The organism is Enterobacter cloacae complex sp. XAL002, from assembly GCF_049236805.1.
In the GTDB taxonomy this organism is placed as follows: Bacteria; Pseudomonadota; Gammaproteobacteria; order Enterobacterales; family Enterobacteriaceae; genus Enterobacter; species Enterobacter intestinihominis.
In genome coordinates, this window is sequence record NZ_JBMKJN010000001.1 from 170,281 (window position 1) to 192,718 (window position 22,438).

At 48.0% G+C, this 22,438-nt stretch carries 21 protein-coding genes; 13 read left to right on the plus strand and 8 right to left on the minus strand.

Features of this window, described 5'->3' with window-relative positions:
• Window positions 1-10: 10 nt before the first annotated feature.
• The 12 genes from ACOT0L_RS00705 (at window position 11) to ugd (ending at window position 14,054) form a co-directional block, all read left to right on the plus strand.
• Window positions 11-1,195, plus strand: a complete 1,185-nt coding sequence (locus ACOT0L_RS00705) for a glycosyltransferase family 4 protein (RefSeq protein WP_038416365.1) — start codon at window positions 11-13, stop codon at window positions 1,193-1,195.
• Entirely contained in the window at window positions 1,192-2,685 is a 1,494-nt protein-coding gene (murJ, locus tag ACOT0L_RS00710) for a murein biosynthesis integral membrane protein MurJ (RefSeq protein ID WP_126503273.1), read from the plus strand. Before ACOT0L_RS00705 ends, murJ begins: the two co-directional genes overlap by 4 nt.
• Window positions 2,686-2,694: 9 nt before the next feature.
• A complete protein-coding gene (locus tag ACOT0L_RS00715) occupies window positions 2,695-3,894 on the plus strand; it encodes a glycosyltransferase (protein ID WP_023295007.1) in 1,200 nt (399 codons plus the stop codon).
• The gene (locus tag ACOT0L_RS00720) at window positions 3,872-5,053 is read left to right on the plus strand and encodes a glycosyltransferase family 4 protein (protein WP_023295006.1); all 1,182 of its coding nucleotides are present in this window, start codon (window positions 3,872-3,874) and stop codon (window positions 5,051-5,053) included. Before ACOT0L_RS00715 ends, ACOT0L_RS00720 begins: the two co-directional genes overlap by 23 nt.
• Window positions 5,054-5,096: 43 nt before the next feature.
• Window positions 5,097-6,533, plus strand: coding sequence for an undecaprenyl-phosphate galactose phosphotransferase WbaP (gene wbaP, locus ACOT0L_RS00725; protein WP_126503271.1), 1,437 nt, complete (start codon window positions 5,097-5,099; stop codon window positions 6,531-6,533).
• Between the two features lie 39 nt (window positions 6,534-6,572).
• A complete protein-coding gene (locus ACOT0L_RS00730; RefSeq protein ID WP_126503269.1) occupies window positions 6,573-7,604 on the plus strand; it encodes a glycosyltransferase in 1,032 nt (343 codons plus the stop codon).
• Window positions 7,605-7,683: 79 nt separating this feature from the next.
• Window positions 7,684-8,748: a dTDP-glucose 4,6-dehydratase gene (gene rfbB / locus ACOT0L_RS00735; protein WP_032103484.1), complete on the plus strand. Its 1,065-nt coding sequence runs from the start codon at window positions 7,684-7,686 to the stop codon at window positions 8,746-8,748.
• Between the two features lie 15 nt (window positions 8,749-8,763).
• Window positions 8,764-9,630, plus strand: coding sequence for a glucose-1-phosphate thymidylyltransferase RfbA (gene rfbA / locus ACOT0L_RS00740; protein WP_126503267.1), 867 nt, complete (start codon window positions 8,764-8,766; stop codon window positions 9,628-9,630).
• 12 nt (window positions 9,631-9,642) lie between these two features.
• A complete protein-coding gene (gene rfbD / locus ACOT0L_RS00745) occupies window positions 9,643-10,533 on the plus strand; it encodes a dTDP-4-dehydrorhamnose reductase (protein ID WP_126503265.1) in 891 nt (296 codons plus the stop codon).
• Between the two features lie 10 nt (window positions 10,534-10,543).
• Window positions 10,544-11,092: a dTDP-4-dehydrorhamnose 3,5-epimerase gene (gene rfbC / locus ACOT0L_RS00750; RefSeq protein ID WP_126503263.1), complete on the plus strand. Its 549-nt coding sequence runs from the start codon at window positions 10,544-10,546 to the stop codon at window positions 11,090-11,092.
• Between the two features lie 135 nt (window positions 11,093-11,227).
• The gene (gene gndA / locus ACOT0L_RS00755) at window positions 11,228-12,634 is read left to right on the plus strand and encodes an NADP-dependent phosphogluconate dehydrogenase (protein ID WP_126503261.1); all 1,407 of its coding nucleotides are present in this window, start codon (window positions 11,228-11,230) and stop codon (window positions 12,632-12,634) included.
• 253 nt (window positions 12,635-12,887) lie between these two features.
• Entirely contained in the window at window positions 12,888-14,054 is a 1,167-nt protein-coding gene (ugd, locus tag ACOT0L_RS00760; RefSeq protein ID WP_032673946.1) for a UDP-glucose 6-dehydrogenase, read from the plus strand.
• A 49-nt stretch (window positions 14,055-14,103) separates the two neighbouring features.
• On the opposite strand, the gene ACOT0L_RS00765 is transcribed toward ugd, so the two are convergent.
• Window positions 14,104-15,108, minus strand: coding sequence for an NAD-dependent epimerase (locus tag ACOT0L_RS00765; RefSeq protein WP_063137668.1), 1,005 nt, complete (start codon window positions 15,106-15,108; stop codon window positions 14,104-14,106).
• 192 nt (window positions 15,109-15,300) lie between these two features.
• On the opposite strand from ACOT0L_RS00765, the gene wzzB reads away from it, so the two are divergent.
• Window positions 15,301-16,281 (plus strand): LPS O-antigen chain length determinant protein WzzB, encoded by a 981-nt coding sequence (gene wzzB, locus ACOT0L_RS00770; protein WP_126503259.1) that lies wholly within the window; start codon window positions 15,301-15,303, stop codon window positions 16,279-16,281.
• A gap of 39 nt (window positions 16,282-16,320) precedes the next feature.
• Here the strand turns inward: wzzB and hisIE are convergent, their stop codons facing one another.
• The 7 genes from hisIE to hisD are packed head-to-tail and all read right to left on the minus strand — an operon-like array spanning window position 16,321 to window position 22,437.
• Window positions 16,321-16,932: a bifunctional phosphoribosyl-AMP cyclohydrolase/phosphoribosyl-ATP diphosphatase HisIE gene (hisIE, locus tag ACOT0L_RS00775; protein WP_023306558.1), complete on the minus strand. Its 612-nt coding sequence runs from the start codon at window positions 16,930-16,932 to the stop codon at window positions 16,321-16,323.
• Window positions 16,926-17,702, minus strand: a complete 777-nt coding sequence (gene hisF / locus ACOT0L_RS00780) for an imidazole glycerol phosphate synthase subunit HisF (protein ID WP_017383296.1) — start codon at window positions 17,700-17,702, stop codon at window positions 16,926-16,928. Before hisF ends, hisIE begins: the two co-directional genes overlap by 7 nt.
• Window positions 17,684-18,421: a 1-(5-phosphoribosyl)-5-[(5-phosphoribosylamino)methylideneamino]imidazole-4-carboxamide isomerase gene (hisA, locus tag ACOT0L_RS00785; RefSeq protein WP_126503257.1), complete on the minus strand. Its 738-nt coding sequence runs from the start codon at window positions 18,419-18,421 to the stop codon at window positions 17,684-17,686. The genes hisF and hisA overlap by 19 nt, the downstream gene beginning before the upstream one ends.
• Window positions 18,421-19,011: an imidazole glycerol phosphate synthase subunit HisH gene (gene hisH / locus ACOT0L_RS00790; RefSeq protein WP_003859485.1), complete on the minus strand. Its 591-nt coding sequence runs from the start codon at window positions 19,009-19,011 to the stop codon at window positions 18,421-18,423. Before hisH ends, hisA begins: the two co-directional genes overlap by 1 nt.
• Window positions 19,011-20,078 (minus strand): bifunctional histidinol-phosphatase/imidazoleglycerol-phosphate dehydratase HisB, encoded by a 1,068-nt coding sequence (gene hisB, locus ACOT0L_RS00795; RefSeq protein ID WP_126503255.1) that lies wholly within the window; start codon window positions 20,076-20,078, stop codon window positions 19,011-19,013. The genes hisH and hisB overlap by 1 nt, the downstream gene beginning before the upstream one ends.
• On the minus strand, window positions 20,075-21,136 hold the full coding sequence (gene hisC, locus ACOT0L_RS00800) for a histidinol-phosphate transaminase (RefSeq protein WP_058677951.1): 1,062 nt from the start codon (window positions 21,134-21,136) through the stop codon (window positions 20,075-20,077). The genes hisB and hisC overlap by 4 nt, the downstream gene beginning before the upstream one ends.
• On the minus strand, window positions 21,133-22,437 hold the full coding sequence (gene hisD / locus ACOT0L_RS00805) for a histidinol dehydrogenase (RefSeq protein ID WP_023300525.1): 1,305 nt from the start codon (window positions 22,435-22,437) through the stop codon (window positions 21,133-21,135). Before hisD ends, hisC begins: the two co-directional genes overlap by 4 nt.
• Between the last annotated feature and the right edge of the window lies 1 nt (window position 22,438).

Below are 22,438 nucleotides of genomic sequence, written 5' to 3' on the forward strand. Positions count from 1 at the left end.
TAGGCTGCGCATGAAACATAATATTCTTATTGTTTGCCGCTCGTTACCCATTCATACACTTGGTGGTATGGAGCTTATTACATTAGATTTAGTATCAGAGTTGGCCAAAAATTCAAATAACGACGTTACTGTTCTAACAACTGATATTGAACCAGAAAAAAAACAACAGAATGAAAACTTCGCTGTTAGCTATGTCGCTGGCAGTCCCTCAGGTAAATATAGTCGTTATTGGTGGAGTCGAAGTTCTTTAGAAGCACGAAAAATAATTCTTGAGAAAAATATTGATTCGGTAATTAGTGTGAGCTCTGGAGCTTACGAGATTGTTAAGCTCAAAAAAGAGTTTCCAAATGTTAAATTTATTTTCCAGGCTCACGGAACTTCGTTAGGCGAAATAGTATCGAAGTTTAGATCGAAAAATATTAAATCAATAATAGGTAGTGTCAGAAACTTCTCCTGGATTGTAAAAGATATCCTGAGTTATAACCGATTCGACAAAATTGTAGCTGTTGGAGGTCATGTATATAAGCAGCTAACATCAGGTATTTTGTCACATTTTTTTGAAAAAAATAAATGTGTGTGCATCAATAATGGTGTGGATAATGCCCTATTTGGATATGACGAAAATCGACGTCTTTTGAAAAGAAGTGAGCATGATATCGAAACCAACATAAAGGTTTTCCTTTCAGTTTCACGTTTACATAAGCAAAAGGGCGTTCTAAGTGCTATTAAACTATTTAATGAATATAGAAACTTAAACAAACACTCGTTTCTAATAATTGTTGGTGATGGGCCTCATCGAAAACAAATACAAGAGTATGTACACTCTCTGGGTATAGCTGATTCGGTTTTATTAGTAGGTAATAAAACAAGAGTGCAAATAAGCGAGTACCTTTCGGCTTCAGATTGTCTTTTATTCTTAAGCGATCGTATTGAAGTCGGTCTAACCTTGAATATGCTTGAGGCGTTGACTTCAGGCTTACCTATTGTCGTTGGTAATAATTTTAAAACCACGATTGATAATCCTGGTGCTTTAAATAACTTGATTTTTTCAACTAATGTAAATGAAATAGATTGTAAAATTCAAGAGGGGCTTGAAAAAAGGAGCTCTTTTGTTACTAACGATTATAGCTTAAGTACAATGGCTAATAAATATCAAACATTGCTCGATAGAATGATGAGTAACAAATCACAATGAAAAAAGCCATTAGCCAGCTGCTTGGCGGCAATATGCTTTCGAAGGTCCTTGGTTTGGTCAGGGAAGTTTTGATGGCAAAATTTTTTGGTACAGGAGATATCAACGGGGCTTACCGTATTGCGCAAACGGGAACCCTAGTACCAATAAACTTTATGACCAGTGACAGCCTTAATTCAGCATTCATCCCATTATATAAAAAATATCTCACCGAGAATGAATTTCGTGCATCGACTTTCAAGCTCTGTATGTTTATTTTTTTCGCTCTGATATCTGTATTTATATTTATTGTGCTGTTTTTTTTATCAGACTATTGGGTCGGTATCATGGCTCCCGGAATTGGCGGGAATGCGCGTGAGATGTCGACTGAGTTACTTAAGATAATGGCAATTTGTTGTCCTTTCTATCTTTTTTCAGCGTTGATAAATTATTTGTCGATGGCACATGGAGATTATAAACCCATATCTATGCGGGCCTCCATTCAGAATGTCGGCATGCTGTTGGGAGTGGTTGCTGCATATTATTATAATAATTATCTATTACTTGCATGGGGTTTTACAGGTAGCTATATAATTTTTAGTATCTGGGCGCTTATCCGTGCAAGAAAGGGCACTATTCTAGCCCTCCCTGGTCGTTTTGATGCGGCCGAAGTCAAATTGGTAATGAAGAGTTTTTGGATAACGCTTCGGCCCTTGCTTATACTACCTCTAATATTGCAAGGTAATATTACTCTGGAAAGGGCACTAGCATCATTAATCAGTATTGATGTAGTGTCCGGACTCGATTATGCCCGGTTTATTACTGACACTGTTGTTTTTATTTTGTCTGTGCCAATAGCATTTGCTGGATTATCTGAATGGTCATCGCAGAAGCCAGAAGTTGTTCGAGATAAGATAAGGTTTATTTATAATTGGCTGGCACTGCTTGTTATAAACATGTCTTTTTTCATTTTTTTCTATGCAAAAGACATCGTTATTCTACTGTTTATGCGTGGTGCATTTGATCAGCACTCCGTAACGGTAACAACTGATATTATTCAAGGAATGTGCATAGGCCTTTGGGCTCAGGTGATAGGTTATATATTCATTAAGGCATTGAGCGCACATCTCAATAATAAGAAAGTATTGGTTGTGATGATGGTTGCATTGCTGAGTAATGCGGTTGTCAACCTGGCGACGTATAAAATGTGGGGTGCATTTGGGTTAGGGCTAGGGAATTCGATATACAGTTTAATGATGTTTATCCTTAGCGCGTGTTACTTAAGAATTGCAAAAGATCTTTTTCCTGTGTTAATTAAAATTTCTTTGGGGTTAATTCTTTATACATCTATTATCTTGACTCTTGGGCATTACATTATTCAACCTGATAATGTTATTTTCCGACTCTTGATTAATGGCGCAATATTTGTGATGTTTAGTCTGTTATGGGCAATGTTATTCCCATTGTACCGAAATGGTATTAAAGGGATTTTCCAAAAAAAGGGACTGAGATAGCGTATTTTTATGAACAAAAATAAAGATATAAAAGACATCGTCGTCTTATCCACGGCAGACTGGGACAACCCATTCTGGACAAATAAACAGCATGTTGCCTTAGAGCTGGCAAACCGTGGACACCGTGTTCTTTACATAGAGTCTCTGGGACTGCGCCGACCTAGTGTAAATAAGAAAGACCTTTCGCGTATCTTCCGCCGGGTTCTTAAAGCGATTAAAGCACCTCGAAAAGTGCGCGACAATGTCTGGGTATGGTCACCAATTTCCATCCCATTTAATAACTACGCTATTGTGCGTAAGCTTAATAAACTGATTTTGAGCAGCGCGCTCAAATTCTGGTGCTGGCGTTTAAAATTCAAAGACGAAACGCTATGGACCTATAACCCGTTGACCACGCGTTTTCTGGAGCCGGGTGATTTCGGTTATGTTGTTTATCATTGTGTCGACGAAATTAAAGCTCAGCCTGGAATGCCGGTAGAGATTCTTCAGGATGCAGAGGAAGAGCTTGTACGTCGCGCAGACATTACCTTTGTCACTTCTCTGACGCTTCTGAAGTCAAGAAAGCATTGGAGCGATGAGGTCTATTACTTCTCTAACGTAGCTGACTATAATCACTTTTCAAAAGCGTTGGATGATCAACTGCCCGTTCCTGCCGACCTGAACGCGATCCCGGAGCCAAGAATTGGCTTTATTGGCGCTATAAGCGGCTATAAGGTGAATTTCTCTCTCCTGGAAGCGATTGCAGAAGCTCATCCTGAGTGGTCGCTAGTGATGATTGGCGATGTTGGCGAGGGAGATCCGAACACTGATGCGACTCAACTTACCCGTCACAAAAATATTCATTTAATTGGGCCAAGGGCGTACCAGCAGTTGCCTGGTTACCTGAAGGGCTTTGCCGCAACTTTGCTGCCTAATAATTTGAATGAATATACTGCTTCAATGTTCCCTATGAAGTTCTTTGAGTATCTGGCGGCAGGGAAGGCAGTGGTGAGTGTCGATTTAGCGTCCTTGTGTGACTTTAAAGACTATTTTCGCGTTGCCCACACCCCCGTTGAGTTTATTTCAGCTCTGGAAGATATTACCTCTGGCGATCGGATTTCTGTGGAGAAATGTCAGGAGCTTGCCCGAGAATATACTTACCAGTCACGCACTGAAAAAATGTTTAAGCTAATTGATGAGAAGCGCAATGAAAGTAGCAATCGTTCATGAGTGGTTCAGTTCCTATGCGGGTTCTGAAAAAGTGGTTGAGCAAATTTTACGTTGTTATCCCGATGCGGATATTTTCGCTGTATGTGATTTCTTAAAGCCAAAAGAAAAACATTTTCTTAATAATAAAAAAGTCACTACAACATTTATTCAGCGTTTGCCATTTGCAGCAAAAAAATTCCAGTCTTATCTGCCGTTGATGCCGTTGGCTATCGAACAGCTTGATATGTCTGCTTATGACGTAGTTATTTCAAGTAGTCATGCTGTTTCCAAAGGGGTGATCACTGGCCCTGACCAAATTCATGTGTCGTATGTCCATTCTCCTATCCGTTACGCGTGGGATTTCCAGCACCAGTATCTGCGGGAATCCGGCCTGAACAAAGGTCTGAAAGGGTGGCTTGCTAAGTATCTCCTGCATAAGATTCGTATTTGGGATTACCGTACCGCTGCGGGCGTTAATCATTTTATTGGTAACTCACGGTTTATTGCGCGCCGCATTAACAAGGTTTATGGCAGACAAGCAGACGTCATCTATCCGCCGGTGAATACGGATAAGTTCGAATTCAGTGACAAAAAAGAGGATTTCTATCTGGCTGCTTGTCGCATGGTGCCTTATAAGCGTGTTGATCTTATTGTTAGTGCGTTTGCCAAAATGCCTGATAAAAAGTTAGTGGTTATCGGTGATGGTTCTGAGATGGATAAGATCAAACAGCTGGCGATGGATAATATCACGCTACTCGGCTATCAGGATGACGCTGCAATGGTCGACTATATGAAGCGTGCTAAAGCTTACGTATTTGCTGCAGAAGAGGATTTTGGTATCTCGCCTGTAGAAGCACAAGCAAGCGGTACGCCGGTCATTACTTTCGGTAAAGGCGGGTGCCTCGAAACGGTAAAACCCCTTGGTAGCGATAAACCGACTGGGCTGTTCTTCTTTGAACAAACCGCAGACGCCATATGCGAAGCAGTGAATACCTTTGAAAAATACGCCGATGAAATTAAGCCAGAAGACTGTCGCGAACATGCTTTAACATTTTCAGAGCAGCGTTTCCGTGACGAGATTAGTCAGTATGTCGATAGTGCCTGGGCTCAATACTCTGAGTCGCTGATCAATACTCAGGCTGCGCGAGTACAGAACAGTTATACTCATCCGGAAAAATAATGACCACGGCATAAATCAGCCGATTTATGTCAGGATTTAAACAATGAAAATCAGCGTATTTAAAGATCAAAAGAAAGAATTTATTTGCCGTGGGGCCTTAATTGCATCGGATTTATTTTGGCTTAATGTTTCTTTGGGGCTTTCCTTTTTAACCGTTATGTTTTTTATTGGCGACCTGAATACCTTTATGCCAATTCTACAAATTGATGTGAGGGTGTTGTCACACTTTATTCTGACAGTAATGTGTGTTTTTTGGTTTGGCGTCCGCTTACGTCATTATGCACAAAAGAAACCCTTCTGGTCTGAACTTAAAGAAACACTGCGTACTATTGTCATCTTTTCGATCTTCGATCTTGCATTAGTGGCATTTTCTAAATGGCACTTTTCTCGCTATATTTGGGCCTACTGTTGGCTATATGCCATCATTATGGTTCCGTTATCGCGTGAATTTACAAAAATCATTCTTAACAAATTTGGCTACTGGAAAAAGCGCACCGTTATTTTAGGTACCGGACGAAATGCGCGTGAAGCCTATTATGCTTTACAAAGCCATGAGGTGTCTGGTTTCAAAATTGATGCGTTTTGTGATTTTGATGCGACAGCCGATATTATGGAAGAGTGTCCGATCGTTAAAGATGAAGAGACATTGCTTACTCATTATAATTCGTTTTCAACTCAGTTCGTAGTCGCGTGCGATTTTGACGAAAAGGATAAATTTGAAAACTGGTTACGATTCCTTGCGAAACATAAGTGCCGTAACGTTATAATTATTCCTTCTCTGAGAGGATTTCCTTTATACGGCACTAGTATGTCATTTATATTTAGCCACGAAGTATTACTTCTTCAGGTTCACAATAATCTGTCTAAACTGACCTCGCGCTTTATTAAGCGTACCTTCGATATCGTCTGCACCTTAGGCATTCTTCTTGTTACATCGCCACTGCTGGTTTACCTGTGGTATAAAGTTTCCCGTGATGGTGGGCCGGCTATCTATGCTCATACGAGAATTGGGCGCCGTGGTGAGAAATTTGACTGTTATAAGTTTCGCTCTATGAATATCAATTCAAAAGAGATCCTTGCAGAATTACTTGAGAAAGATCCTGAAGCTCGTGCTGAATGGGAAAAAGATTTTAAGTTGAAAAACGATCCGCGTATTACTGCCATTGGTCACTTCATTCGTAAAACGAGTCTTGATGAGTTACCTCAGTTATTTAACGTACTTAAAGGTGAGATGAGCCTGGTCGGCCCGCGTCCGGTCATCCACGAAGAGCTGGAACGCTATGCCGATGACGTTGAATATTATCTGATGGTAAAGCCAGGCATGACTGGCCTGTGGCAGGTGAGTGGACGTAACGATGTTGACTACACCACGCGTGTTTATTTTGACTCCTGGTATGTCAAAAACTGGTCTTTGTGGAATGATATCGTCATTCTCTTCAAAACCGTCAATGTGGTTCTGTTGAGAAAAGGCGCTTACTGAATTAAGCACATTGGATATGGCCTCTAATACGGAGTTTTAATGAAAGCCTTTGTTTTTGTTAATGATAACGGCGCTGCTTTTAGCCGTTATAAAAAAAATGAGATCCCTGCGCAGTTCGTGTACGGCGTATCCAAATTAGAAAAGATGGGCTTTGAGGTAATGGTCGGTCGGGGGAATTTACTTAATGATCTTATTTCATTTTGGAAGTTCAAACCAGATTTGTTCTTTATGCCTTTTATTAAAAGAAAAACGATGCTTTTTTATATTCTGGCACGTTTTTTTTTATTTAAAACAAAGTTTGCGGGTTGGATGCATCTCGATGTTTTCGCCCCTCCAGTGTCTCGATTAAAGAAAGTAATACATTCATTGCTTCTGCCATTTTTAAAGTGTTATGTAAGAAAAATTGATGCGATTTTCTTTCTTTCGGAAAAGTCACGCGATGAAATCAAGGCCTCAAGGGGACTTCATTCTCATCAATGTCACTTTATACCATGGGGAGGGGATGCAACTTTCTATGCACCTTTTATTAATGGATTACATAACGAGAATATAATTTCGACAGGGCGTGAAAATAGGGATCTGCCGTCTGTAATGTCATCGGTAAAAAATAGCGACGTTACAATTGATATCTATACCAGCGATTTAAATTTGCCTGATAGCTATGCAAATGTAAATGGCGACATTAGGATAAATAAAGGTCGCTGGGCATATACAGACTTGCTTGAGAAAGTAAGTGCATCAAAGAGTATGATTATCCCTATTAAAACAGATAAGATCAATTATTGTGTCGGATTGTCTTCATTGATTGAGGCTATCGCTTTAGGCGTGCCAGTTATTGCTACATACAACCCTTACTGGTATGTCGATATTGAGAAAGAGAAGTGCGGTATTTATATTAAAGATAATTCATTAATTCAATGGACGCGCGCTCTAGAAAAGTTAAATAGGGATCCCGAATTGGTTGCTCAAATGTCTAAAAATGCATTGAAAACATTCGTAGAAAAATGTGACTTTGTCCGTACGGAAGAGATGCTTGCAATGCATATAGATAATATACTCAAAAAAAAGTGATCCTTTAAAAGCTTATAAAGAATTGTATGAGTCAGTTGAGTATAGAGCTCCTCTGAATAACTAACAGAAAGTGAAAACTATGAAAATTCTTGTCACTGGTGGTGCTGGTTTTATTGGTTCAGCCGTGGTTCGGCATATTATAAATAATACTCAGGATTCAGTATGCGTTGTTGATTGTTTAACCTATGCAGGTAATGTTGAGTCCCTGGCACCAGTTGAAAAAAATTCGCGATACTCATTCTCTCTAACTGATATTACTAATGCGAAAGCTGTTGCGGATATTTTCAATTCCTTCCAGCCTGATATCGTGATGCATTTGGCTGCTGAAAGTCATGTTGACCGTTCTATCGACGGACCCGCGGCCTTCATCCAGACTAACGTAATAGGTACATTCATTCTTCTTGAAGCATCGCGTCAGTATTACGCATCACTTGATGATGATAGGAAGAAGGTTTACCGCTTCCATCACATCTCTACTGATGAAGTTTTTGGCGATCTTCACGATGCTGACGGATTATTCACTGAAGAAACACCTTATGCGCCAAGTAGCCCTTACTCGGCCTCTAAGGCGGGTAGCGATCATTTAGTTCGCGCCTGGAATCGTACCTATGGTTTACCAACGGTGATTACCAACTGTTCTAACAACTATGGCCCCTACCATTTTCCAGAGAAGTTAATTCCACTCATTATTCTTAATGCTTTGTCGGGAAAACCGCTCCCGGTCTATGGGAACGGCGAGCAGATCCGCGATTGGCTGTATGTTGATGATCACGCCCGCGCACTGTACAAAGTGGCTACAGAGGGCAAGATCGGTGATACATATTGCATTGGTGGTCATAATGAACGTAAAAATATTGATGTTGTAAAAACTATTTGCGCAATTCTTGATAAAATCATCGATAAAAAACCAAACGGTATTGTCAATTTTGCAGAGCTTATAACTTTTGTTGCCGATCGTCCTGGACATGATCTTCGTTATGCCATTGATGCAACTAAAATGAAAAATGATCTCGGCTGGGAGCCTCTAGAAACCTTTGAAAGCGGGATCGAAAAAACTATTCAATGGTATCTTAATAATGAAGGTTGGTGGCAGCGTGTTCTTGATGGCTCTTACGCTGGTGAACGTCTTGGCCTGAACAAATAATCGAGGTATAGCGTTATGAAAGGAATTGTTTTAGCTGGCGGTTCAGGTACACGCCTGTACCCGATTACACAAGGTGTGTCTAAGCAACTGCTCCCTATATATGACAAGCCTATGATTTTTTACCCAGTATCGGTACTCATGCTTGCCGGTATTCGGGATATCCTCATTATCACCACACCTGAAGATATGCCTGCTTTCCAGCGCTTAATGAAAGATGGCTCGCAGTTTGGTGTTAATTTCACCTACGCCGTGCAGCCCTCACCAGATGGCCTGGCACAGGCATTTACTATCGGTGAAAAGTTTATTGGCGACGAGCCTTGCGCATTAGTGTTGGGTGATAATATTTTCTTTGGTCAAAGTTTCGGTATGAAGTTGAATGCGGCGGCAAAGAAAACGTCAGGGGCAACTGTGTTTGGTTACCAGGTTCAGGATCCGGAGCGCTTTGGTGTTGTCGAGTTCGATGAACATTTCAAAGCATTATCTATTGAGGAAAAACCCCTCAAGCCTAAATCAAACTGGGCAGTCACTGGACTCTATTTCTATGACAATAATGTTGTCGACATGGTTAAGGAAATTAAGCCCTCTGCTCGCGGTGAGCTTGAAATCACAACTCTAAATCAGATGTATCTTGACCGGGGTGAGCTTGAGGTGGAGTTATTAGGTCGTGGATTTGCCTGGCTCGATACAGGTACTCATGATAGCTTGATTGAAGCTTCTCAGTTCATTCATACCATTGAAAAACGGCAGGGTATGAAAGTGGCATGCCTTGAAGAAATTGCATTCCGTAATAAATGGCTCAATTCGGACGAAATAGCTGTTCAGGCCGATCTGCTTCAGAAAACATCTTATGGTCAATATTTGAAAATGTTGATTGGACAATAAACCGGCATGCCAATGAAAATTTTACTTGTAGGAAAAAACGGGCAGGTTGGATGGGAATTACAACGTTCTCTTTCCACTCTTGGAGAAGTCATCGCAGTAGATTATTTCGACAAGCATTTATGTGGTGACTTGACTGACCTCCCTGGCATCGCACAAACCGTACGATTGGTGAAACCTGACGTTATCGTTAACGCAGCAGCGCATACCGCTGTGGACAGAGCCGAACAAGAACGTAACCTGTCTGAGTTGCTCAATCAGAAAGGGGTTGCGGTTCTCGCTGAGGAGTCAGCGAAATTAGGTGCGCTCCTAATTCATTACTCTACAGATTATGTGTTTGATGGTGAGGGCGAACATTATCGGCTGGAAGATGAGGCGCCAGCACCGTTAAATGTCTACGGTGAGACTAAATTAGCAGGCGAGTTGGAAATTACGCGCCTTAATCCCCGACATCTCATATTCCGCACCAGCTGGGTTTATGCCACTCGTGGTAATAATTTTGCGAAAACCATGCTGCGTTTAGCTCGTGAGAAAGAGAGGTTGTCCGTTATCAACGACCAGCATGGCGCTCCGACAAGTGCTGAATTATTGGCTGATTGTACTGCACTGGCAATTCGAGAAGAGCAGAATAATAAATCTGTTGTTGGTAAATACCATTTAGTCGCAAGCGGGGAAACGACCTGGTTTGATTATGCAAATTTTGTTTTCGAAACGGCTAAAGCTCAGGGTGAGCCTCTTCTTATCCAGGAAGTTAACGGCATTTCTACCAGTGAGTATCCTACACCTGCTACTCGTCCGTTGAATTCGCGCCTCTCAAATCAGAAATTCCAGCGTGTGTTTAATGTGACACTTCCAGACTGGAAACAAGGTGTTGAACGTGTGGTAATAGAAGTTTTGGGGAAATAAAGAGTTAATAATGAAAGTCATTGATACTGAAATTCCTGATGTAAAAATTATCGAGCCGGTCACTTTTGGTGATGAACGGGGTTTCTTTATGGAAACCTGGCAACAAAAGAAATTTTGTGAATTGGTATGCGAACGTAACTTCGTACAGGATAACCACTCAAAATCTGCAAGGAATATTTTGAGAGGTTTACATTACCAGACTCAAAATCCACAAGGAAAATTGGTACGTGTTGTCAGCGGAGAAGTCTTTGATGTTGCTGTTGATATGCGAAAATCATCAGCCACGTTTGGGCGCTGGACAGGTATTATGCTTTCCGCTGAAAACAAACGTCAACTTTGGATCCCTGAGGGATTTGCTCACGGTTTTTACGTCTTGTCTGAAAGCGCTGAGTTTGTCTATAAGTGCACTGATTATTATAACCCTTTGTCTGAACATTCCCTATTGTGGAATGATGATTCTGTGGGAATCAAGTGGCCGCTTATTGATGGTAAGTTACCTCTGCTTTCATCTAAAGACAGTTTAGGCAAAACGTTTGCCGATTCTATCTATTTTGATTAATCGGCACTCGGTTTGATTATCTCGCTACCGTTAGCGCACCAAAGGCTATCCATAAGTAACTGGCTTGAGTTAACATCATATATACATTCAAACTGCATCGTATGGCAGTGATTATCCCCAAGACAGGAGTATGTAATGTCCAAGCAACAGATCGGCGTTGTCGGTATGGCAGTGATGGGGCGCAACCTGGCGCTCAACATCGAAAGCCGTGGTTATACCGTTTCCGTTTTCAACCGCTCCCGTGATAAGACTGAAGAAGTCATCGCTGAGAATCCAGGCAAGAAACTGGTTCCTTTCTATACGGTTAAAGAGTTCGTTGAGTCTCTGGAAACACCTCGTCGTATCCTGTTAATGGTGAAAGCGGGCGCAGGTACCGACGCTGCTATCGATTCCCTGAAACCCTATCTGGATAAAGGCGACATCATTATTGATGGCGGCAACACCTTCTTCCACGACACCATTCGTCGTAACCGTGAACTGTCTGCTGAAGGCTTCAACTTCATTGGTACCGGCGTATCCGGCGGTGAAGAGGGCGCTCTGAAAGGCCCATCAATCATGCCTGGCGGTCAGAAAGAAGCGTACGAACTGGTTGCGCCTATTCTGACTAAAATCGCAGCCGTAGCTGAAGACGGCGAGCCGTGCGTGACCTATATCGGTCCTGATGGCGCTGGTCATTACGTGAAAATGGTCCACAACGGCATTGAATACGGCGATATGCAGCTGATTGCTGAAGCCTACTCTCTTCTGAAAGGCGGCCTGAACCTCTCTAACGAGGAGCTCGCAGAGACCTTTACCGAGTGGAACAAAGGCGAGCTGAACAGCTACCTGATCGACATCACCAAAGATATCTTCACCAAGAAAGATGAAGTAGGTAAATACCTGGTTGATGTGATTCTGGATGAAGCTGCGAACAAAGGTACCGGTAAATGGACCAGCCAAAGCTCTCTGGATCTGGGTGAGCCATTATCCCTGATCACCGAATCCGTATTTGCACGTTATATCTCTTCTCTGAAAGAGCAGCGTGTTGCAGCGTCTAAAGTGCTGTCTGGTCCTCAGGCCAAACCAGCCGGTGATAAAGCAGAGTTCGTTGAGAAAGTCCGCCGTGCTCTCTACCTGGGTAAAATCGTTTCTTATGCGCAGGGCTTCTCCCAGCTTCGCGCGGCATCTGACGAGAACAACTGGGACCTGAACTACGGTGAGATTGCGAAGATCTTCCGTGCTGGCTGTATCATTCGCGCACAGTTCCTGCAAAAAATCACCGATGCCTATGCAGAAAATGCAGGTATCGCAAACCTTCTGCTGGCACCTTACTTCAAGCAGATTGCTGACGAATATCAGCAGGCACTGCGTGATGTTGTTGCGTACGCGGTGCAGAATGGTATCCCGGTTCCTACCTTCTCCGCTGCGGTGGCGTACTACGACAGCTATCGTGCTGCCGTTCTGCCAGCGAACCTGATTCAGGCACAGCGTGACTACTTCGGTGCGCATACCTATAAGCGTACGGATAAAGAAGGTGTGTTCCACACCGAATGGCTGGATTAATCTGATTTAACTCAGTCTGATAGCATGGCCCGGTGAGTCTCACCGGGCTTTTTTTATCGCTTTCAGGCCCATGTTGACTTACTTTCCCCAGCCCACTCCTTTTATTGCCGCATAAATCACTACGTTTATCCCTTTCTGAAGCAAGGCATTCGTCTTGACAGTCCCTCAACTTAAGAGGTAAAAACCTCAACAGTTGTTTATTGCGGTGGTGTGCTTACGCCTCCAGAAACTCAAACTTGAAGAAGTTAAACGAATGAAAATAACTATCTCCGGAACAGGCTATGTTGGTCTCTCAAACGGTATCCTGATTGCACAAAACCATGAAGTGGTTGCATTGGATATCGTGCAGGCAAAAGTGGACATGCTTAACCAGAAGAAGTCCCCGATCGTCGATAAAGAGATTGAAGAGTACCTGGCGACCAAACCGCTGAACTTCCGCGCTACCACGGACAAAGAAGACGCTTACCGCGATGCGGATTTCGTCATCATCGCCACGCCAACCGACTACGATCCCAAAACTAACTACTTCAATACCTCTACCGTTGAAGCGGTGATTAAAGACGTTACGGCAATCAACCCGAACGCAGTGATGATCATCAAGTCGACAATTCCAGTGGGTTTCACCAAATCGATTAAAGAAGAGTTGGGTATTGATAATGTCTTCTTCTCGCCGGAATTTCTACGCGAGGGCAGGGCGTTATACGATAACCTGCACCCATCCCGTATCGTGATTGGCGAGCGTTCCGAGCGTGCAGAGCGTTTTGCTGCCTTGCTCCAGGAAGGCGCCATTAAAAAAGACGTGCCGGTGCTGTTCACCGATTCCACCGAGGCAGAAGCGATTAAGCTTTTCGCTAACACATATCTGGCCATGCGCGTGGCTTACTTCAACGAGCTGGACAGCTATGCCGAGAGTTTAGGTCTGAATACCCGTCAGATCATCGAGGGCGTATGTCTCGACCCACGTATCGGTAACCATTACAACAACCCGTCATTCGGTTACGGCGGCTACTGTCTGCCAAAAGATACCAAGCAGCTGCTGGCAAACTATCAGGCAGTGCCGAACAACCTAATTTCCGCTATTGTGGATGCCAACCGCACGCGTAAAGACTTCATCTCAGATTCTATTCTCGCGCGTCAGCCGAAAGTGGTGGGCGTGTATCGCCTGATCATGAAGAGCGGTTCCGATAACTTCCGCGCTTCTTCCATTCAGGGGATCATGAAGCGTATTAAGGCGAAGGGCGTGCAGGTCATTATTTATGAACCGGCCATGCAGGAAGACGAGTTCTTCCATTCACGTGTGATCCGCGATCTGGATGCGTTTAAGAAAGAGGCGGACGTGATTATCTCCAACCGTATGGCGGAAGAGCTGGCGGACGTGAAAGATAAAGTCTATACCCGCGATTTGTTCGGCAGTGACTAATCAAAATCGTGATATAAAAAAACCCGGCAATCTGCCGGGTTTTTTGTTTTTAAACGTTATAGAAGTTGCGGTACCAGTCGACGAAGTTTTTCACGCCTTCTTTGACTGAGGTTTGTGGTTTAAACCCAATAACGTCATACAGAGCTTTGGTGTCCGCACTGGTCTCCAGCACGTCCCCCGGCTGGATCGGCATCATATTTTTCACCGCTTCTTTGCCCAGCGCCTCTTCAAGCGCAGTGATGTAATCCATCAGTTCGACAGGTGAACTGTTGCCGATGTTATACACGCGATACGGGGCAGAGCTGGTTGCTGGCGAACCGGTTTCGACTGTCCAGTCGGCATCGGCCTGAGGAATGACGTCCTGTAGGCGAATAATCGCCTCCGCAATATCATCGATATAGGTGAAGTCGCGCTTCATCTTGCCGTAGTTGTAGACGTCGATGCTGTTGCCTTCAATCATGGCTTTGGTGAATTTAAACAGCGCCATGTCCGGGCGTCCCCAGGGGCCATAGACGGTAAAGAAGCGCAGGCCAGTGGTCGGCAGGTTGTACAAATGCGAATAGGTATGCGACATCAGCTCATTGGCTTTTTTGGTTGCGGCATACAGCGATACTGGATGGTCTACGGAGTCGTCAGTAGAAAACGGCATCTTACGGTTGAGGCCGTATACAGAGCTGGATGAAGCATACAGAAGATGCTGAACCTTGTTGTGGCGACAGCCCTCCAGCACGTTCAGGTGACCTACCAGGTTCGCATCTGCGTAGGCATGCGGGTTCTCCAGCGAGTAACGCACGCCCGCCTGTGCGGCAAGATGGATCACGCGGTCAAACTTCTCCTCAGCGAAGAGCGCGGCCATGCCCTCGCGGTCCGCTAAGTCCAGCTTGTGGAAGGTGAAATTCTCGGATTTGAGCAGATCGAGACGGGCGAGCTTAAGGTTTGGGTCATAGTAATCATTCAGATTATCAATACCAACAACTTCATGCCCTGCATCAAGCAGGCGCTTGCTGACATGAGAACCGATAAAGCCCGCCGCGCCAGTAACCAAAAATTTCATAGCTTCCCTCATTCACAGTGTTCTTGTTGATGTCCCAGGACATCAGAATCCGTCTATGATAGCGCGTCGCACTTCACTTACATAACCCATCTTTCCGATATAACTCATCGGATTCTTATAGAAAAATCGCCAGCAACAGATACACTAAGGAAACAAGATTATTTTTGCCCTTTTTCATCTGTTAGGGATAGTATGACGCAAAACAACAACAACCTGGTCACACGCAACAATGACCCGGAGCAAATTGATTTACTGGATTTAGTGCTACAGCTGTGGCGTGGAAAGTGGGTGATTGGGGCATTCGTTGCTGCTTTCATTGTTCTCGCCGTTGTTTACATCACTGTAGCTAAAGAAAAATGGACATCTTCTGCCATCATAGCCCAGCCTGATGCGGCACAAATCGCCACCTATTCCAATGCGTTGAATATCCTCTATGGTGGCGCAGCGCCTTCCATGCTGGATATTCAGAATCGTGCTATTGGTCGTTTTAATTCCTCTTTCTCGGCATTAGCACAGGCGCTGGAGAATCAGGAAGATCCGGAAAAACTGACTATTGAGCCTACCGTAAAAGGGCAAAGTTTACCTTTAACCGTAAGCTATCAGGGCGAATCCGCTGATACAGCTCAAAAGCAATTAGCTCAGTATATTCAGCAGGTTGATGAGCAGACGGCTAAAGAACTGACGCTTGACCTCAGAGATAACCTCAAGCAGCAGATCACAACCCTGAACGACTCCCTTCAGAACCAGGAGAAAGTAGCACAGGAGCAGAAAGATCTGCGTATCAAACAGATCTCTGAAGCTTACAAGAATGCGGAAGCAGCTAAGATTAGTACTCCACAGCTCCAGCAAACGCAGGATGTCACTCAGGAAACCATGTTCCTGCTGGGTACCGTAGCGCTCAAGTCAATGATTGATAACGAAGCGTCACGTCCGCTGGTCTTTTCAGGCGCTTACTACCAGACCAAACAAAACTTACTGGATATTCAGAACCTCAACGTTAACCCAGACACTATTCACGTCTATCGTTACGTCATGAAACCTAATCTGCCTATCCGTCGTGACAGCCCTAAAAAGGCCATTACCCTCATCCTTGCCGTTCTCCTCGGCGGGATCATCGGTTCTGCTGTCGTCCTCGGCCGTAACGCGCTGAGAAACTACAAGCCAAGAGCCTGATTTACACACAAAAAAAGACCGGGTCTCCCCGGTCTTTTTTTATTTATGTCGTTTCCGCAAATTCTCAATCACCGTCGTTAAATCCAGCTCCTGATCCTGAAGCAGCACCAGCAGGTGATACATCAAATCCGACGCTTCGTTCGTCAGCTCCTCACGGTCATGCACGGTGGCCGCCAGCGCCGTTTCAACGCCTTCCTCACCCACCTTCTGCGCAATACGCTTGGTGCCGCTGGCGTACAGTTTCGCCGTGTACGAGCTCTCGGGATCCGCTGATTTACGCTCTGCCAGCAGCTGTTCCAGCTGATAGAGGAACAGCCACTGGTGGCTCGCCTCGCCGAAGCAGCTGCTGGTGCCTTTGTGGCAGGTAGGCCCAATCGGGTTGACCAGCACCAGCAGGGTGTCGTTGTCGCAGTCTGGCGTAATGCTGACCACATTCAGGAAGTGACCTGAGGTTTCCCCTTTCGTCCACAGGCGCTGCTTGGTGCGCGAGAAAAACGTCACCTTGCCGCTGTCGAGCGTTTTTGCCAGTGCCTCCTGGTTCATGTATCCCAGCATCAGCACTTCGCCTGAAACGGCATGCTGTACAACCACCGGCAGTAATCCGTCAGTTTTTTCCCAGTCCAGCTGCGCCTGTTGTTGCTCTGTTAACATACCCTGATCTCCACGCCCTGGTCGGCCAGGTACGTTTTTAACTCACCAATATTGATAATCTGTTTGTGGAACACGGAAGCGGCCAGCGCGCCGTCCACGTTCGCATCGCGGAAGGCTTCAAGGAAGTGTTCCATGGTGCCCGCGCCGCCGGAAGCAATCAGCGGAACCTGGCAGACCGCGCGCACTTTTTTCAGCTGCTCGAGGTCGTAACCGTTACGAACGCCGTCCTGGTTCATCATGTTCAGCACGATTTCACCCGCACCGCGTTTTTGCACTTCCTGCACCCAGTCCAGCGTCTCCCATTGGGTGACGCGCGTGCGGCTTTCATCGCCGGTGTACTGGTTGACGTGATATTTTCCCGTTGCGGCATCAAACCAGGTGTCGATCCCCACGACAATGCACTGCACGCCAAAGCGATCCGCCAGACGCGTAATCAGCTCCGGGTCGGCCAGGGCAGGGGAGTTAATCGAAATTTTATCCGCTCCGAAAGAGAGAATCTTCGCCGCATCGTCAGCAGATTTGATCCCGCCCGCCACGCAGAAGGGTATATCAATCACCTCTGCCACGCGCGCCACCCAGCTTTTGTCCACCACGCGGCCATCGCTGGAGGCGGTGATATCGTAAAATACCAGTTCGTCTGCGCCTTCTTCGGCATAGCGTTTAGCCAGGGGAACGATATCGCCAATGATCTCGTGGTTGCGGAACTGCACGCCTTTTACAACCTGACCATCACGCACGTCCAGGCAGGGAATTATCCGTTTTGCCAGCATTGAATCGCCTCCTTCACCGTAAATTTGCCTTCCAGCAGCGCGCGACCCACGATCACGCCGCGTACACCGGTTCCGCGCAGAGCGGCGATATCCGCCAGGTCGCCGATACCGCCAGAGGACTGGAACGCCACCTGCGGATAACGCGCGCAAACCTCTTCATACAGCGAGACGTTAGAGCCTGCGAGCGTACCATCGCGTGAAATATCCGTGCACAGCACATGCTTTAGCCCCACGGGGAGATACATCTCAACCAGCTCTTCCAGCGTCACGCCGGAGTTTTCCTGCCAGCCGCTGACCGCGACCTGCTTGTTACCCTGTTCGTCAATGCGCACATCCAGCGCCAGCACCAGCGCATCCGCACCGAAGCGGCGGAACCAGCCCTTGACCGTCTCAGGATCTTTCACAGCGGTCGAACCCACTACCACGCGCGCCACGCCCGCGTCCAGTAAGGCGGCAACATCGGCTTCCGTACGCACGCCGCCGCCCACCTGCACCGGGACGTCCACGCCAGCCACCAGTGTTTTAAGCAGCGGGATCTGGCGCTTCGCCGGATCTTTCGCGCCGGTCAGATCGACCAGGTGCAACACCTCAGCGCCCTCCGCGGCGTAAGCCTGTAACCGCAGCAGCGGGTCGTTGCCGTAGTCGCGCTGCTGCCCGTAATCGCCCTGGTGGAGACGAACAACCGTGCCGTCAATCAAATCTAAAGCGGGAATTATCATCACATCTCCAGGAAATTTTTCAGCAGTTGCGCGCCGGCGGCGCCGGAGCGTTCCGGGTGAAACTGCACGCCGTAAAAGTTATCTTTCTGCACGGCGGCGGTGAACGCCTCGCCGTAATTGCACTGGGCGATGGTGTAGGTATTCACGGGCATGGCGTAGCTGTGAACGAAATAGAAGTACGCGCCGTCTTCGATTCCCTGGAACAGCCTGTTGCCCGCCTTCGGATAAACGCGGTTCCAGCCCATATGCGGCAGCGGCAGGCCGTGGTCGGTCATTTTCGGCACGTCTTCTTCTATAATGCCCAGCAGATCGACGCCGTTGCTCTCTTCGCTGCGGCGGCCAAGCAGCTGCATGCCGAGGCAAATGCCCAGCACCGGTTGAGTACAGGCTTTGATGAGATCAACCAGCTCGCGCTCGTGGATCTGATCCATCGCCGCCTGGGCGGTGCCTACGCCCGGCAGAAAGAGTTTATCCGCGCGCAGCACCACATCCGGGTCGCGGCTCACCACCGGCTCGTAGCCGTGGCGCATAATCGCCGACTGTACGGAGTTCAGGTTGGCGCATCCGGTGTCCAGAATCACCACGTTCATTACAGCACTCCTTTCGACGAGGGCAGGGCGTCACCTTCCACGCGGATCGCCTGGCGCAGGGTACGGCCAAAGGCTTTGAACAGGCTCTCGACGCGGTGGTGATCGTTTTTGCCTTTGGTTTTCAGGTGCAGCGTCAGGCCCATGGTGTAAGAAAGCGAGCGGAAGAAGTGTTCCACCATCTCGGTGCTGAGATCGCCCACGCGCTGGTAGGTAAAGTCGGCTTTATATTCCAGGTGCGGACGCCCGGAGATATCCATCGCGCAGCGCGCCAGGCACTCGTCCATCGGCAGAACAAAGCCGAAGCGGTTGATGCCGCGCTTGTCGCCGAGCGCCAGCTTCAGGGCTTCGCCCAGCGCCAGGCCGGTATCTTCCACGGTGTGGTGATCGTCGATATACAGGTCGCCCTTAACGGCGATCTCCATGCGGAAGCCGCCGTGAGTGGCGATTTGATCCAGCATATGGTCGAAGAAACCGACGCCGGTGTGGATCTTGCTGCCGCCTTCGCGATCGAGCCAGACCTTCACGTCGATCTGCGTCTCTTTGGTGTTGCGTTCAACGTGAGAATAGCGGTCGCGTCTGGTGAGCTGCTCGCTAATCATCGCCCAGTTTAGCGTGTCGCGGTTATAGCGCAGGCCTGCAATGCCCATATTTTCGGCCAGCGTGATATCCGTGACGCGATCGCCAATCACATAGCTGTTCGCTTTATCCAGCGCCTCTTCCGCCAGATAACGTTCAACAAGCTTCACTTTTGGCTTGCGGCAGTCGCACTCGTCGGCAGGCATGTGCGGGCAGATCAGCACCTCGTCGAAGGCGATGCCCTGCGAGGTCAGCACCTGCATCATCAGGTTGTGCGGGCCGTCAAAGTCCACCTGCGGGAAGCTGTCTGTGCCCAGACCGTCCTGGTTGGTGATCATCACCAGCTTATAGCCTGCTTTCTGAAGCTTCAGCAGCACCGGGATCACGTCGGGTTCAAACGCCAGCTTGTCGATACGATCGACCTGAAAATCGCTGGGTGGCTCCGAGATGATGGTGCCGTCACGATCGATAAAGAGATACTTCTGACTCATACTTTCTCCGCTTTCAGGGCGTCAATCACGCGCTGGCTCTCCGCGCGGGTGCCGACGGTAATACGCAGGCAGCCGCTCAGGGTAGGTTGTTTATTCTGGTCTCGTAAGATAATGCCCTGATCCCACAACGATTTAAATATCGCGCTTGAGGCGGTGAAGCGCACCAGGATGTAGTTGGTTTCCGAGTCGAACACCTGCTCCACGCACGGAATCGTTTTAAGGGCATCGACAAGATACTGACGCTCTTCCAGGATCTGCGCCACACGCTCGCGCATCGCACTGATGCCCTGCGGGGCCAGCGCCTGTGCCGCAATATCGGCAACCGGCGTCGAGAGCGGATACGGGGCGATGACTTTCAGCAGCAGGTCGATAATCGCTTTATTCGCCAGCGTAAATCCACAGCGAAGGCCGGCGAGGGCGAAGGCTTTCGACAGGGTTCGCAGCACAACGAGATGCGGATACTCTTCAAGCCAGCCAGCAAGCGTGGCCTGCGGACAAAACTCAATATAGGCTTCGTCAGCCACGACCAGCGCTTTGCCGCGCGTCATTTCCAGCAGGGTGCGGATATCCTGGGGATTGATAATCTGCCCGGTCGGGTTGTTCGGGCTACAGACAAACACCACCTTCACGCCGTCGAGGTTATCGGCAATGCCCTGCAAATCCAGCTGCCAGTTGTCGAGCGCCTGTACGTTGCGGCAGGCCACGCCAAAGGTTTCGGCGCTGACGCTGTACATCCCGTAGGTGGGCTGGCAGTACATCACCGCGTCTTTACCCGGCTCGCAGAAGGCGCGGATCAGCAGCTCAATCCCTTCATCCGCCCCACGGCTGACCAGTACCTGCTCAGGCTTCACGCCTGCATACTGCGCATAGTTCTCGATCACCGCTTTCGGCTGACACTCCGGGTAGCGGTTCAGCGTCTGCTGCGAGAGCTCAAAGGCCACCGCCGTGGGATATTCGTTGGCATTCAGCCAGACGTCGCCGTTCCCGCCCAGACGACGCGCAGACTGATAGGGCGTCAGGCGACGGACATTTTCGCGGGCTAATTCTTCAATGTTCATGCTTGCTCCTTCAGGGCGGCAACGCGCAGCGTCACGGCATTTTTGTGGGCAGTCAGGCGCTCGGCGGCGGCCAGGGTTTCGATGGTCGACGCCAGCGAGGCAAATCCCTCGCGAGAGAGTTCCTGCACGGTCATGCGCTTCTGGAAATCCGCCAGCCCCAGGCTGGAGCAGGTTGAGGTATAGCCATACGTGGGCAGCACGTGGTTGGTGCCGGAGGCGTAATCCCCGGCGGATTCCGGTGACCAGTCCCCGAGGAACACCGAGCCTGCGCTGGTTATGCTGTCGACCAGATCGCGCGCGTTACGGGTCTGAATAATCAGGTGCTCAGGACCGTACTGGTTGGAGATGGCGATGCACTGGTCGATATCGCGAGCCACAATCAGTCGGCTGGCCGATAGCGCCTGACGCGCCGTTTCCGCACGCGGCAGGTCGGCCAGCTGACGCTCAACGGCCTCGCCCACGCGTTTTGCCATATCGGCATCTGGCGTCAGTAAAATCACCTGCGAGTCAGGGCCGTGCTCGGCCTGCGAGAGCAGGTCAGAGGCCACGAAATCCGGTGTAGCGCCGCTGTCGGCAATCACCAGCACTTCAGACGGACCGGCAGGCATATCAATCGCCGCGCCGTCCAGACGCTGACTGACCTGGCGCTTCGCTTCGGTAACGTATGCGTTACCCGGGCCAAAGATTTTGTCGACTTTGGGAACAGACTCCGTCCCGAACGCCAGGGCGGAAATCGCCTGCGCGCCGCCCACTTTATAGATCGCCTGCACGCCGCACAGCTTCGCCGCATACAGGATCTCATCGGCGATCGGTGGCGGAGAGCAGAGCACCACCTTCTGACAACCGGCAATACGTGCCGGAGTGGCCAGCATCAGGACGGTCGAAAACAGCGGGGCAGAGCCGCCAGGAATATAGAGGCCAACGGACGCCACCGGGCGCGTCACCTGCTGGCAGCGCACGCCGGGCAGGGTTTCCACATCCACCGCCTGCAATTTCTGCGCGGTGTGGAAGGTATCAATATTTTTCACCGCGACGGCCATCGCCTGTTTGATCTCATCCCCAAGGCGGCTTTCCGCCCCGGCGATCTCCTGTGCGGTGACCTGTAACGCGTCGACCTCAGTTTTATCAAACTTCGCGCTGTACTCACGCAGCGCGTCGTCTCCGCGGGCTTTGACGTTATCGAGGATCTCCGCCACGGTGCGGGTGATGCTCTCTGAGGCGGAAATTGCCGGGCGCATCAGCAGCTCACGCTGTTGCGCGTCGCTACAGGTATTCCAGTCGATGATTGTGTTAAAGCTCATG

Excerpts from the sequence above, each read along its gene's own strand:
- rfbD (WP_126503265.1), top strand. The coding sequence starts at position 9,643 with ATGAAAATTTTACTTGTAGGAAAAAACGGGCAGGTTGGATGGGAATTA.
- gndA (WP_126503261.1), top strand. The coding sequence starts at position 11,228 with ATGTCCAAGCAACAGATCGGCGTTGTCGGTATGGCAGTGATGGGGCGC.
- rfbB (WP_032103484.1), top strand. The coding sequence starts at position 7,684 with ATGAAAATTCTTGTCACTGGTGGTGCTGGTTTTATTGGTTCAGCCGTG.
- hisF (WP_017383296.1), bottom strand. The coding sequence starts at position 17,702 with ATGCTGGCAAAACGGATAATTCCCTGCCTGGACGTGCGTGATGGTCAG.
- hisA (WP_126503257.1), bottom strand. The coding sequence starts at position 18,421 with ATGATAATTCCCGCTTTAGATTTGATTGACGGCACGGTTGTTCGTCTC.
- rfbA (WP_126503267.1), top strand. The coding sequence starts at position 8,764 with ATGAAAGGAATTGTTTTAGCTGGCGGTTCAGGTACACGCCTGTACCCG.
- ACOT0L_RS00720 (WP_023295006.1), top strand. The coding sequence starts at position 3,872 with ATGAAAGTAGCAATCGTTCATGAGTGGTTCAGTTCCTATGCGGGTTCT.
- hisD (WP_023300525.1), bottom strand. The coding sequence starts at position 22,437 with ATGAGCTTTAACACAATCATCGACTGGAATACCTGTAGCGACGCGCAA.
- hisH (WP_003859485.1), bottom strand. The coding sequence starts at position 19,011 with ATGAACGTGGTGATTCTGGACACCGGATGCGCCAACCTGAACTCCGTA.
- hisIE (WP_023306558.1), bottom strand. The coding sequence starts at position 16,932 with ATGTTAACAGAGCAACAACAGGCGCAGCTGGACTGGGAAAAAACTGAC.
- wbaP (WP_126503271.1), top strand. The coding sequence starts at position 5,097 with ATGAAAATCAGCGTATTTAAAGATCAAAAGAAAGAATTTATTTGCCGT.
- murJ (WP_126503273.1), top strand. The coding sequence starts at position 1,192 with ATGAAAAAAGCCATTAGCCAGCTGCTTGGCGGCAATATGCTTTCGAAG.
- hisB (WP_126503255.1), bottom strand. The coding sequence starts at position 20,078 with ATGAGTCAGAAGTATCTCTTTATCGATCGTGACGGCACCATCATCTCG.
- ACOT0L_RS00730 (WP_126503269.1), top strand. The coding sequence starts at position 6,573 with ATGAAAGCCTTTGTTTTTGTTAATGATAACGGCGCTGCTTTTAGCCGT.
- hisC (WP_058677951.1), bottom strand. The coding sequence starts at position 21,136 with ATGAACATTGAAGAATTAGCCCGCGAAAATGTCCGTCGCCTGACGCCC.
- ACOT0L_RS00705 (WP_038416365.1), top strand. The coding sequence starts at position 11 with ATGAAACATAATATTCTTATTGTTTGCCGCTCGTTACCCATTCATACA.
- ugd (WP_032673946.1), top strand. The coding sequence starts at position 12,888 with ATGAAAATAACTATCTCCGGAACAGGCTATGTTGGTCTCTCAAACGGT.
- ACOT0L_RS00765 (WP_063137668.1), bottom strand. The coding sequence starts at position 15,108 with ATGAAATTTTTGGTTACTGGCGCGGCGGGCTTTATCGGTTCTCATGTC.
- wzzB (WP_126503259.1), top strand. The coding sequence starts at position 15,301 with ATGACGCAAAACAACAACAACCTGGTCACACGCAACAATGACCCGGAG.
- rfbC (WP_126503263.1), top strand. The coding sequence starts at position 10,544 with ATGAAAGTCATTGATACTGAAATTCCTGATGTAAAAATTATCGAGCCG.
- ACOT0L_RS00715 (WP_023295007.1), top strand. The coding sequence starts at position 2,695 with ATGAACAAAAATAAAGATATAAAAGACATCGTCGTCTTATCCACGGCA.